At 68.0% G+C, this 12,178-nt stretch carries 9 protein-coding genes and 1 pseudogene; 5 read left to right on the forward strand and 5 right to left on the reverse strand.

The window, feature by feature from the left end; all coding sequences use genetic code 11:
* Positions 1-108: 108 nt before the first annotated feature.
* From ABIB26_RS17860 to ABIB26_RS17880, 5 genes and pseudogenes are all read right to left on the reverse strand, one after another.
* A pseudogene (locus ABIB26_RS17860) lies at positions 109-1,353 on the reverse strand (dicarboxylate/amino acid:cation symporter); the annotation flags it as partial.
* A 161-nt stretch (positions 1,354-1,514) separates the two neighbouring features.
* Positions 1,515-2,972, reverse strand: coding sequence for a glycoside hydrolase family 71 protein (locus ABIB26_RS17865; RefSeq protein ID WP_354246091.1), 1,458 nt, complete (start codon positions 2,970-2,972; stop codon positions 1,515-1,517).
* A 252-nt stretch (positions 2,973-3,224) separates the two neighbouring features.
* A complete protein-coding gene (locus tag ABIB26_RS17870) occupies positions 3,225-4,925 on the reverse strand; it encodes a DUF885 domain-containing protein (RefSeq protein WP_354246094.1) in 1,701 nt (566 codons plus the stop codon).
* Positions 4,926-4,998: 73 nt separating this feature from the next.
* Positions 4,999-5,235 carry an acyl-CoA carboxylase subunit epsilon gene (locus ABIB26_RS17875; protein WP_354246096.1) on the reverse strand — a complete coding sequence of 79 codons (237 nt, stop codon included), beginning with the start codon at positions 5,233-5,235 and terminating at the stop codon, positions 4,999-5,001.
* Complete coding sequence (locus ABIB26_RS17880; RefSeq protein WP_354246099.1) at positions 5,232-6,815, reverse strand: acyl-CoA carboxylase subunit beta; 1,584 nt, start codon at positions 6,813-6,815, stop codon at positions 5,232-5,234. The genes ABIB26_RS17875 and ABIB26_RS17880 overlap by 4 nt, the downstream gene beginning before the upstream one ends.
* A 431-nt stretch (positions 6,816-7,246) precedes the next feature.
* Between ABIB26_RS17880 and ABIB26_RS17885 the strand changes: the two genes are divergently transcribed.
* From ABIB26_RS17885 to ABIB26_RS17905, 5 genes are all read left to right on the forward strand, one after another.
* On the forward strand, positions 7,247-8,137 hold the full coding sequence (locus ABIB26_RS17885) for an SDR family oxidoreductase (protein ID WP_354246101.1): 891 nt from the start codon (positions 7,247-7,249) through the stop codon (positions 8,135-8,137).
* Positions 8,138-8,209: 72 nt separating this feature from the next.
* Entirely contained in the window at positions 8,210-9,235 is a 1,026-nt protein-coding gene (locus ABIB26_RS17890; protein WP_354246103.1) for a biotin--[acetyl-CoA-carboxylase] ligase, read from the forward strand.
* The gene (locus ABIB26_RS17895) at positions 9,228-9,839 is read left to right on the forward strand and encodes a PH domain-containing protein (protein WP_354246106.1); all 612 of its coding nucleotides are present in this window, start codon (positions 9,228-9,230) and stop codon (positions 9,837-9,839) included. Before ABIB26_RS17890 ends, ABIB26_RS17895 begins: the two co-directional genes overlap by 8 nt.
* Positions 9,829-11,103 (forward strand): adenylate/guanylate cyclase domain-containing protein, encoded by a 1,275-nt coding sequence (locus tag ABIB26_RS17900; protein WP_354246108.1) that lies wholly within the window; start codon positions 9,829-9,831, stop codon positions 11,101-11,103. The genes ABIB26_RS17895 and ABIB26_RS17900 overlap by 11 nt, the downstream gene beginning before the upstream one ends.
* Before the next feature lie 85 nt (positions 11,104-11,188).
* Complete coding sequence (locus ABIB26_RS17905; RefSeq protein WP_354246111.1) at positions 11,189-12,175, forward strand: PP2C family protein-serine/threonine phosphatase; 987 nt, start codon at positions 11,189-11,191, stop codon at positions 12,173-12,175.
* Positions 12,176-12,178 lie beyond the last annotated feature (3 nt).

Here is a 12,178-nt window from a genome sequence, read left to right on the forward strand (position 1 = left end):
ACCGTTGCGGGGTGCGTTGTAGAGCGCCTCGTTCAGGATGCCCTGTCGCTTGGCCACGATGGTGGGGACCAGTGCCTGCCCGGCCACGTTGACGGCCGTGCGGCCCATGTCCAGGATCGGGTCGATCGCCAGCAGGAGGCCGACGCCGGCCAGCGGCAGCCCCAGCGTGGAGAGCGTCAGGGTCAGCATGACGACGGCGCCCGTGGTGCCGGCCGTCGCGGCGGAGCCCAGCACGGAGACGAGGGCAATCAGCACGTACTGGGTGAAGTCGAGCTGGATGCCGAAGAACTGGGCCACGAAGATTGCGGAGATGGCCGGGTAGATCGCGGCGCAGCCGTCCATCTTGGTGGTGGCTCCCAGCGGCACGGCGAAGGAGGCGTAGGCGCGGGGGACGCCCAGGCTGCGCTCGGTCACGCGCTGGGTCAGCGGCAGGGTGCCGATCGAGGAGCGGGACACAAACGCCAGCTGCACGGCAGGCCAGACGCCGGAGAAGTACTGCCTGACGGACAGGCCGTGGGTGCGGACCAGGACCGGGTAGACGACGAACAGCACCAGGGCCAGGCCCACGTAGATGGCGAACGTGAACTTGCCGAGAGCGCCGATGGTGTCCCAGCCGTAGACGGCCACGGCGTTGCCGATCAGGCCGACGGTGCCGATCGGGGCGATCCGGATGATCCACCAGAGGACCTTCTGGATCACGGCCAGGGCGGAGGCGTTGAGGTTCAGGAACGGCTCGGCGGCCTTGCCCACCTTCAGGGCGGCGACGCCGACGGCGATGGCGATCACCAGGATCTGGAGCACGTTGAAGCTGACGGACGTGCTGACAGTGGTGGCCGCGTTGGCGCTCTCGGTCACGGTGGAGCTGGCGCCCAAGCCGAGGAAGTTCTTCGGGAACAGACCGATCAGGAAGGACCACCAGTCACCGGACTTGCCGGCGTACTTGGCCTCCTGGGTGATGCCAGTATTGGCGCCGGGCTGCAGGAGCACGCCGAGGCCGATGCCGATCAGGACCGCGATCAGCGAGGTGATCGCGAACCAGAGCAGCGTGTTCCAGGCCAGCTTGGCGGCGTTGGACACCGCGCGCAGGTTGGAGATGGAGCTGACGACGGCGGTGAAGATCAGCGGAACTACCGCGGTCTGCAGCAGCGAAACGTAGCTGGAGCCGATGGTCTGCAGCGTGGCGCCGAGGCCGTTGGGCGCCTCTTTGGTGCTGCCGGTGTACTTGGCCAGCAGGCCGAGGCCCAGGCCGACGATCAGGGCGGCGATGATCTGGAAGCCGAACGAGCCGGCCCATTTGGGCAGCTGGAAGCCGGTCTTCCCGGCGGGTGCGGGGGTGCTTGTCTGAGTGCTCACCCGAACACGCTAGGGCCGGGGTGCTTATCACGACGAACGGATGTTGAGAAATGTGACGCCACAGCAGACGCTGCGGGACGGGATGCCCGGGATTCAGGCGTCAGATCAGGAGTTTATGAAGTCTATTCCTGCGACCGATGTGGCGATTGTCTCGACAGGAGCTAGCGCCCGCAGTTGGCTGCGACGCCGCCGCCTGCGTGGTAGATCATGTCCTGGTACACCACGGAGGAGCGCACCGGGGTGTTGCTCGTTACGGACTGCACCGTCGCCCCACTGCGGGCGAGTTTGAAGGCCGGAGTGGCGCCGGTCACCAGCGGGACCTTGAAGGACGTCACTCCGGCCGCGGCGTCCATGGTCTTGACGGTGCTGCCCTGGGTGATGGTGAGGCGTCCGGGGGACTTCAATACGGCCACCAGCTCCACCTCGTTCCGGGCTGCGTCGCCGTTGGGAATGTACATGGGCGTGGCTTTGCCGTTGCGGCCGGTGGGCAGCTTCGAATACGGTGCGCTCGTGGGGTGCGAGCGGTGGCTCCAATACAGGGCGTCCTGGACAATAGCGGGTTTTGCCCCGCTCTTGAACCAGGAGATGTAGTAGGCGGCCATGTCCAGCAGCGCGTACCCGCGCTGCTTTGAGGGGGCCACCCAGGACTCGGTGTAGTCGTTCCAGGTGATGAACGCGATGGAGTCCGCGTTGCTGTTGATGGCGGACATCAGGGAATCCCGCAGGGTGGAGCTGTTGGATGACTCCCAGTAGCGGCCGTCGTAGGACCGTGAATCCTCGAACGCCACGGGCTGCATGTAGGACTTTCCGCGGCGGTGCGCCTCGGTGCTTTCCCGCCCAAGCGTCGGAACGCCGCCGGCGATGCGCGTTCCCCATTGAGAATATCCGGATACGGAATTGTTCCAGTCCATCTTCTGCGTTCCGCCGCCCCAGGAGAGGAAGATCGGAACGAGCGTCGTTTTGACGCCGGAGGAGGCGAGGCGGCTCCTGAGTCCGTCCCACCACGAGGGTGCCTTGCGCTCGGGGTAGAACGGGGCCAGGACGATGCCGGCATTGGTCCGGTAGATCGAAGGATCGTCCTTTACCTTCATGACGTCCTGGTAAACGCTATCCGGGGTGGAGCCTGCCGCCAGGTTGAAGTCCGGGCTGAGCATGATCTTGAATCCCGGATCCACCTTCTTGGCGGCGGCCAGCATGGCCGGCAGCTGGTTCCAGCGGATGTCGCTTGAGGTGTGGTATTCCCAGATAAAGCCGTCCAGGCCCGCGCCGACAGCCTGCCGGACCTCCTGCTCGAAGTCGGCCTGACGCCACGTCGACTGGCCCGCTCGCTGGGGAGCCTGCGGACGGTCCCTCAAGTCATAGGCGCCGTTGACCGAGTAATGGGTGTTCTGCCAGCGATTGTAGACATCGCGGAGCGGATCGGGGCTGTCGACGGCGAGGGGGAACGGCGGGAAGTAGTAGGCCCAGACCTTCTTCGCCGAGGTGTGCCGGTTCGCCGGGGCAGGCAGGTTGATCGGCAGGGGATTGCAGAGCAGCGTCGTGGCCAGCGGTGCCGCCGACTGCGTGGCCAGCGGTGCTGCGCCAATCGTCGCCACGGCCGCGAAGACAGCGGTTGCCACATGGGAAGCCGCGGCCCGCCTCCGGCCCCGGGTCCGCGCTCTGGCCGCGTTCACGGCCGGTGGTCTCAGGAGTGCGGCGATTTTCCTCATGGAGTGCTCCAATGTGGGTGCTATGCGATGTGGCCCCAGCCTTCGACGCGGGCTGTGCAAAAACCCGGCAAATGTGTCCCCCAGAGAATAGTCCACCATCACGCCGAGGTCCATGGACGTGGATCACACGAACGCTCGCTAAAGGCCGAGGATCGGAGCGGGTCAATCCTGGCCGAGGAGGGCGCGCTTGAGGGTATCCAGGCCCACCGAGCCGATGTTCAGCGCCTTGGTGTGGAACTCCTTCAGGTCGAAGCCGGGCCGGGATTCGAGCTCGGCGCGGATCTGCTCCCAGAGCCGCTGGCCCACCTTGTAGGACGGCGCCTGCCCGGGCCAGCCGAGGTAGCGGGTGAACTCGAACCTCAGCTGCCCCTCGCTGATGGCGAGGTTGTGCTTGAGGAACTCGTAGCCCTTGTCAGGGGTCCAGGTGCCGGAGCCCCAGCGCTCGGGGACGTCCAGCTCCAAGTGCACGCCGACGTCGAACACGACACGCGCTGCCCGCATGCGCTGCATGTCCAGCATGCCCATGTGGTCGCCCGGATCCTTCAAGTAGCCCAGTTCCTGCATGAGCTTCTCGGCGTAGAGAGCCCAGCCCTCGCCGTGCCCGGAGGTCCAGCAGACGTTGCGCCGCCACTTGTTGAGCAGCTCGCGGCGGTAGGTGGCGGTCGCGACCTGCAGGTGGTGGCCGGGGACGCCCTCGTGGTAGACCGTGGTGGTCTCGGCCCAGGTGGTGAAGGTGTCCTCGCCCGGCGGAACGGACCACCACATACGGCCCGGCCGGCTGAAGTCGTCCGAGGGCCCGGTGTAGTAGATGCCGCCTTCCTGGGTCGGGGCGATCTTGCACTCGAGCGTCTTCATGACATCCGGGATGTCGAAGTGCACTCCGGCCAGATCCGCCACGGCCCTGTCGGAGAGCTCCTGCATCCAGGTCTTGAGGGCGTCGGTGCCCTTGAGCTGGCGGGCGGGATCGCTATTGAGGATCTCCTTGGCTTCCTCGATGGAGGCACCGGACCGGATCTCCCCAGCCACGCGCTCCTGCTCGGCAATCAGGCGGTCGAGTTCCTGCACGCCCCAGGCGTAGGTCTCCTCGAGGTCCACCGTGGCGCCGAGGAAGGAACGCGAGGCCAGGGCGTAGCGCTCGCGGCCCACCGCATCTTTTTCCGGGGCGACAGGCAGCAGCTCGGCTGACAGGAAGCCGGCGAGCCGGGAGTAGGCCACGCGGGCGGCGGCGGCGCCGGCGTCGAGCCTGGTCTGCACGTCCTCCGGGAGCGGGGCTTCCGCCGTCCTGGCCTCGGCGGCAAGCTTGGCGAAGAAGCCGTCCTCCGCGGCATGCCTGGTGGCCTGTTCGATCACGATTGAGACCTGGCGGGCGCCGGAAACCTTGCCGTCCTCCTTGGCCGAGCGCAGCGACTCGATGTAGCCGTCGATCGCGGCCGGCACATTGTGGGCGCGTCCCGCGATGTGGTCCCACTGCTCCGCGGCGTCCGTCGGCATGAGATCGAAAATCGCGCGGATATCCTGCGAGGGGGAGGCGATGTTGTTCAGCTCGGCCGCATCCCAGCCCGAATCGTGGATTTCCAGCCGCAGGCCCAGGCGTTCCCGCATGGCATCGAGGGTCACGGCGTCGACGTCGTCAACCGGCTCCAGTCCGTCGAGCGCGGCAAGCGCCCCGCGCGCGGCGGCGGCGAATTCCTCTTGCCCGGCGGGGGAGAAGTCCTGGTATTCGGTCTCGTGGCCGGGCAGCCCGAGTTCCGTGGCGAAGCTCGGGTTAAGCCGGATCAGGGTGTCCGTGTAGGCGTCGGCGACGGCATCGATGGCGGTCTGCGGGCGCGCGGGGGCTGTGTGTGCAGTGGTTTCGGTAGTCACCCGAAAGAGACTAGCCGGGCGCCGGCGGTTCTGAAAGAGTTACTGAACTTTTCCTGCGGTCAGGGGCGGAAAGTCAGCCCCGGCTGCGCTTCCAGGCCCCGGGACCGGGCTGGGGTGCCAGCCGCAGTTGCTGCCGCCGGACCCAGTGCCGGACGCCGGGCTTCTCCGGTGCCGCTGTTTCGACGCTGCCCAGGGACAGGACGACGGCGGTCAGCGCCGCCAGCTCCTCCGCCGTCGGCTCGCCCTTGACGACAGCGAGCAGGCTTTCCGCGGGGGCCGCGGCCGGCTCCACGGGCTCGAGCCCGCTCACAGCGGGATGTTCCCGTGCTTCTTGGCGGGCAGGCTGGCGCGCTTGTCCCGCAGGGCGCGCAGGCCCTTGATGATCTGCACCCGGGTCTCGGAGGGCGCGATGACGGCGTCCACGTAGCCGAGCTGGGCGGCCTGGTACGGGTTGAGCAGCTCTTCCTCGTACTGCCGGATGACCTCGGCGCGCTGGGCCTCGACGTCGCCGCCGGCCTCCGCCACCGCGGCCAGTTCGCGGCGGTACAGGATGTTGACGGCGCCCTGGGCGCCCATCACGCCGATCTGGGCGGTGGGCCAGGCCAGGTTGAGGTCGGCGCCGAGCTTCTTGGAGCCCATCACGATGTACGCCCCGCCGTAGGCCTTGCGGGTGATGACCGTCAGCTTGGGGACGGTGGCTTCGGCGTAGGCGTAGAGCAGCTTGGCTCCGCGGCGGATGATGCCCTGGAACTCCTGGTCCTTGCCGGGCAGGAAGCCCGGCACATCCACGAGCGTGATGATCGGAATGTTGAAGGCGTCGCAGTGCCGGACGAAGCGGGCGGCCTTCTCCGAGGCGGCGATATCCAGAGTGCCGGCGAACTGCAGGGGCTGGTTGGCCACGATGCCCACCGTGTGGCCCTCCACCCGGCCGTAGCCGATCATCACGTTGGGGGCGTAGAGGGACTGCATCTCGAGGAAGTGCGCGTCGTCCACAATCTGCTCGATGACCTTGCGCATGTCGTAGGGCTGGTTGGCCGAGTCCGGGATCAGCGCATCGAGGGCGAGGTCGTCGTCGTCGAGCTCCAGCTCCTGCTGGTGGTCCAGCACCGGGGCCTCGGCGAGGTTGTTGGAGGGCAGGAAGTCCAGCAGTTCGCGGACGAACTCGATCGCGTCGGCCTCGTCGGAGGCGAGGTAGGTGGAGGTGCCCGTGTTCGCGTTGTGCTGGCGGGCGCCGCCGAGCGTTTCCATGTCCACGTCCTCACCGGTGACCGTCTTGATGACGTCCGGGCCGGTGATGAACATGTGGGAGGTCTTGTCCACCATGACCACATAGTCCGTCAGGGCGGGGGAGTAGGCCGCGCCGCCGGCCGAGGGGCCCATGATGAGGGAGATCTGCGGTACGACGCCGGAAGCGTGGACGTTGTTGCGGAAGATGTCCGCGAACATCGCCAGCGAGGCGACGCCTTCCTGGATCCGTGCCCCGCCGCCGTCGAGGATGCCGACCACGGGGCAGCCGTTGCGCAGCGCGAATTCCTGGACCTTGACGATCTTTTCGCCGTTGACCTGGCTCAGCGAGCCGCCGTAGACGGAGAAGTCCTGGCTGTACACGGCTACGGGGCGGCCGTCGACGGTGCCGTAGCCGGAGACGAGCCCGTCGCCCAGCGGCTTCTTCTTCTCCATGCCGAAGGCCGTGGAGCGATGTACCGCCAGCGCGTCGAATTCGACGAAGGATCCGGCGTCCAGCAGCAGGTCGATGCGCTCGCGGGCCGTGTTTTTGCCGCGCGCATGCTGCTTCTGGATCGCTTCGGGGCCGGAAGGCTGCTCTGCACGGGCCTGGCGGTCGCGGAAGTCTGCAATCTTTCCCGCGGTCGTGGTCAGATCGTGGCTCATCAAGTGTCTCCGGCTCTGTTGCTGATAGTTCTGGCGCTGGTGGTTCTGAAGTTTCCCGGCCCTGTCCCGCTGTTCCGCTATCCCGCGGCGGTTTGGCTGGATTCCACAAATCTGGAAAACCGGACGGGGGCCTGCTGGCAAGTCTAGTGACGCAACGAGCCCAGGCCGCTGTAGGGAACCTACAATTTTCCCCGGGTCTCCCCGCCGGGACCACGTTGTTAGCCATGGCGGCCATCAGCCCATTCGCGCGCTGCGCTCCTGCCCAGTTGCCGGCGGCATGCTGGCGGACAAACCGGCCTGACCCCTGAGATTCCGCGGGTCCGCCGGGCCGTTCCGTGCTCAGGAGAGGAGTAACTGGGCAGGAGCGTCGCGGCGCCCGGCGGCCGTCCGAATGTTACTCGTCAGTAATATAGCTCCGCTAGAGTGTCCTCATGACTTTGAGCAATGACGCTTCGGGCACCGCTGCAGGGCCGTACCAGGCCGCCGGTTCCCTCCAGGGCCGCACCCTCCTCATCTCCGGGGGCAGCCGCGGCATTGGCCTGGCCATCGCCACCCGGGCCGCGCGCGACGGCGCGAACATCGTCCTGCTGGCCAAGACCGGCCAGCCGCACGCCAAGCTGGAAGGCACGGTCTACTCCGCCGCCGAACAGATCGAGGCGGCCGGCGGACAGGCGCTGCCGCTGGCCGGCGATGTGCGCAACGACGACGACGTCGCCGGCGCCGTTGCCGCCGCCGTCGAACGTTTCGGCGGGATCGACATCGTCATCAACAACGCTTCCGCGATCGACCTGTCCACCACCGACGCGGTCGACATGAAGCGCTACGACCTGATGCAGGACATCAACGTCCGCGGCACCTTCCTGCTGTCCAAGCTCGCGCTGCCCGCCCTCCGCGAATCCGGCGCCGGGCACATCCTGACGCTCTCACCGCCGCTGAACCTGGACCCCAAGTGGGCCGGCATGCACCTGGCCTACACCATGGCCAAGTACGGCATGAGCCTGACCACGCTGGGACTCGCCGAGGAGCTCAAGGGCGATCGCATCAGCGTCAACTCGCTGTGGCCCTGCACTCTCATCAACACCGCCGCAATCCGGAACATGCCGGGCGGGGACCTGATCGTCAAGGGCGCCCGCGGCCCCGAGATCGTGGCCGACGCGGCCCACGCCGTGCTGACCGGCAGCAACGCCACACCGGACTCCGGCAGCCGGAGCGGGAATTTCTACACCGATGAACAGGTCCTGGCCGCCGCCGGCGTCACCGACTTCACGCCCTACAGCCTCGGCGCCCCGGAGAGCCGGCTGGTCCCTGACATTTTCCTCTGAGTTTCCTCCCGATCCCGGGATCCGCGGCGCGGAGCCGGGGCCGGAGGAACCGTTACTCGGTAGGATTCAAGCATGGAAGCCGCGCAGGAAGCCCCGGACCGTCCGCCCCTCGATGTGAACGCCCTCAGCGATGAGTCGTTCCTGGCTGCCACCGGCATCCCGCAACTCACCGTGGTGGAGTCCACCGGTTCCACGAACGCGGACCTGCTGCGCGGCGCCAGCGAGGATCCGGCCGCCTATCCGGACCTGACCGTGCTCACCGCCGAATACCAGACCGCTGCCCGCGGACGCCTGGACCGCCGCTGGGAAGCCCCGGTCCGAAGCGCCGTCTCCGTGTCCCTCGTGCTCCGGCCGGTCAATGCCGATGGCCGGCCGCTGCCGACCCAGAGTTATTCGTGGCTGTCGCTGCTCGCGGCGCTGGCCCTGCGCGAAGCGCTGCTGGAAACGGCCGGCATCCCGGCTGAACTCAAATGGCCCAATGACGTCCTGGTGCGAGGCCGGAAAATCGCCGGCATCCTGGCCCAGCTGGGGCCGATGCAGGGCGGGGCGGTGCCGCCGGTGGTCCTCGGCACCGGGCTGAACGTCTCCCTCACAACGGCCGAACTGCCGGTTCCCAACGCCACCTCCGTACTGCTGGAGCACCCGGCCACCGTGGACCGGACCGTGCTGCTGAAGAGCTACCTGTCCCGTTTCGCCACCCTGTACCGGAGCTTCTGCGACGCCGACGGCGACCCCGCCGCCGGGATGGCAGGCGGCCACTCCCTGCACAAACGGGTCGAGGCCGTGCTGGCGACCCTCGGCAAGCAGGTGCGCGCCCACCTGCCCGGCGACCATGAAATCATCGGCCATGCCTCGCGCCTGGATGACTACGGCTCGCTCATGGTGGTGGATTCCGGCGGCCACGAGCACGTCGTGACGGCGGGCGACGTGGTGCATTTGCGGCCCTGGACGCCGCCGGGCCAGGAGTCCGACGGTCGGGCCGCCCCGGAGCCGGCCGGCAGGGCCGCCCCGGAGCCGGGCGGCCGGGCCGGCCAGGAGGCCGGCGGGGCCGGCCAGGTCGGCGGGAAGCCTGGCAGCGCCGAAAGCGGCTATGCGTAAAGAGCTTCTCCCGGGCGAGCAAGTAATTGCGGTGACCCGGCCCCAGCCCAGGACGCTGATCGTCCCGGCGCTGTTGTTCATCGTTGTTCCCGCCTTGGCCGCCTATGCCAGCGCCTGGATTGTGAAAGGCGGCCCCGCCAAGCTGGTTCCGCTGGTCACACGGGACTGGACGGTCTGGCTGATAGGAGTGTGCGCGGCGCTGGCGGCCTGGGTACTGCTCGGCTACTGCCTGCCGCGGGCGCTGACGTGGCACTCCACCCGCTACACGCTCACGAACCAGCGCTTAGTTGCCCGTTACGGCATGTTACGGCGGCGCGATCAACAGGTCTACTTGGCCGCCGTCCGCAATGTCGAGATCCGCCAGTCGTTGCTCCAACGCGTATTGCGGTCCGGGAATATATCCTTGGATACCGGGTACCCCTCCAGCACGGTGGTCCCCGACGTCCCGGAGGCGGTGACGTTCCGAAACTTCATACTTGACGCCATCAATGAACTCCCGCAGGGTGGGGGATTTGGGGCCGAGGGCATGATGCACAACCCCGACGGCACCCGCTACGGCGCCCGGCCATGGGAGACGAGAGAAGGTGGAAGAGATGAGCGCTGAGAACGTCCACCATGAAACCGGACTCCTGGCGGAGGATCCGTCGCACGTTGAAGGCACCGACGTCGAGGCCGCCACGCTCGAAGCAGCCGTCCTCGACTCTGCCTACGCGGACGCCGACACGGACGCCGGGACGGACTTCGACACGGACGCCGACGCGGACTCCGCGGACAGCGTTCCTGTGGCGGGCCCGGAACCTGCCCCCGCGCCGTCCACCGGCACTATTTCCGCCGAACGCATCGCCGTGAAAGCCCTGGAACACCGGCTGCTCGGGGGGGATCGCAAGCTTCGCCGCCGTGAAGTCGCGGCCGGCGCCGGGCTCTCGCTGCTCTCCGCCCGGAAACTTTGGCGCGCCCTGGGCTTCCCCAACCTGGGCGATGAGGACGTCGCCTTCACCGAACGCGACCAGTCCGCGCTCAACACCATCGTGGGCCAGGTCCGGTCCGGCAAGCTGACCGAGGAAGCCGCCATCTCGGTCACCCGCGCCATCGGCCAGATGACGGACCGCATGGTGGTGTGGCAGATCGAGGCGCTGGTGGAGGACATGGTCCACCAGCAAGGCGTCCCGGACTCGGTGGCCCGCAAGCGGCTCGTCAACGAACTGCCCTCCCTCGTGGACGCGCTGGAGGAAATGCTGCTCTATTCCTGGCGCCGGCAGCTCAACGCCGGCATCCAGCGGCTGGCCGTGCGGGCCGAGGCAGGACTCCAGTCCAGCGAGGAGGGCCGCGAAGGGGACGAGGACGACACTCCGCTTCCGCTCGCCCGGGCCGTCGGCTTCGCCGACCTGGTTTCCTACACCAGCCTGTCCCGCCGCATGAACGAGAAGACACTGGCCCAGCTGGTGCAGCGCTTCGAGAACAAGTGCGCCGAAATCATCTCCGTCGGCGGCGGCCGCCTGGTCAAAACCGTCGGCGACGAAGTTCTCTACATCGCCGAAACCCCGGCCGCCGGCGCCGAGATCTCACTGGCCCTGTGCCAGGCCTTCACCGAGGACGAGATCCTGCCGCAGGCCAGGGTGGCCATGGTCTGGGGCCGCATCCTCTCCAGGCTCGGTGACATCTACGGGCCCACGGTAAACCTCGCGGCGCGGCTGACCGCCCTGGCGGATCCCGGAACGGTGCTCGTGGACTCCATGACCGCCGCCGCCCTCGAGCAGGATGAACGATTTGTCCTGCTTCCGCGTCCCGCCGAAGACGTCCGCGGCTTCGGCGAAATCCACCCGGTCCAACTGCAGCGCGGCAGCGGCCGCGGCCTGGTCCTGGACTGACTTCGGTCCCGCTGCCCGATCGCGGGCAGGATCCCCGTATCGCGGGCCCCAAGCCCGGTGACCGCTCCTTCTACCTAGGACAGGCATGAAATTCCAGCCGGACGCCGTTCCCCCCTCTGCTGATTCAGCATCCCGCTCAGTAGGGATTCCCTCCAGTGTCCCTGGCCGTGTCCCCAGCAGTGTCCCCAGCCTGCGGCTCAATGCCGGCTACGGCACGGACCGTGGCCTGCGCCGCGAAATGAACGAGGATTCCTTCATCGCCGCCGATCCCGTCTTCGCCGTCGCGGACGGGATGGGCGGGCATGAGGCCGGCGAGATCGCCAGCGGCATCTGCGTGCGCACCCTCGCCGGGATCCCCCAGCTGGCGAGCGGAGGGCGGGACGCGACTGCCGGCGTCGTGCAGGAATACCTGCTCCTGGCTGACGCAAGCATCCGCGAGGCGACCGGATCCCGGGCCGGCACTACGCTCTCCGGCGTCGTGGTGGTGGAACAGCTGGGGATCCCGTACTGGCTGGTCCTGAACATCGGCGACTCCCGGACGTACCGGCTCAGCCAGGGCACGTTCAGCCAGGTCAGCGTGGACCACTCCGAGGTGCAGGAACTGGTGGACGCCGGCCAGATCAGCCGGGCCGAGGCAGCGGTGCACCCGCGCCGGCACGTGGTCACCCGTGCCCTGGGCGCCGGGGACGAGACCGAGGCCGACTACTGGCTTGTCCCAATCGAGGAGGGGGACCGGATCCTGGTCTGCTCCGACGGACTGAACGGCGAGCTGGACGACGAGCAGATCGCCACCATCCTGGGCTCCGAAGCTGATCCGCAGGCCGCCGTCGACGAACTCATCCAGGCGGCCCTGCGCAGCGGCGGACGGGACAACGTCACCTGCATCGTGGTGGACGCCTCAAACGTCACGAACGACGACGACGGCGCCGCCCGGACGGCTCCGCGGAGCGCCGCGGCGGGGGAGTCCGCTGCCGCGGCGGAAGACACCCTGCCCCAGACCGACGAGCTTGAGCTGGCACCCGACGGCGAACCGGTTTCCGGCGGCTCCACGCGTGGCAGCGCCGGGGAATGAGCG

The sequence above is a fragment of the Arthrobacter sp. UYEF20 genome (genome assembly GCF_040546335.1).
In the GTDB taxonomy this organism is placed as follows: Bacteria; Actinomycetota; Actinomycetes; order Actinomycetales; family Micrococcaceae; genus Arthrobacter.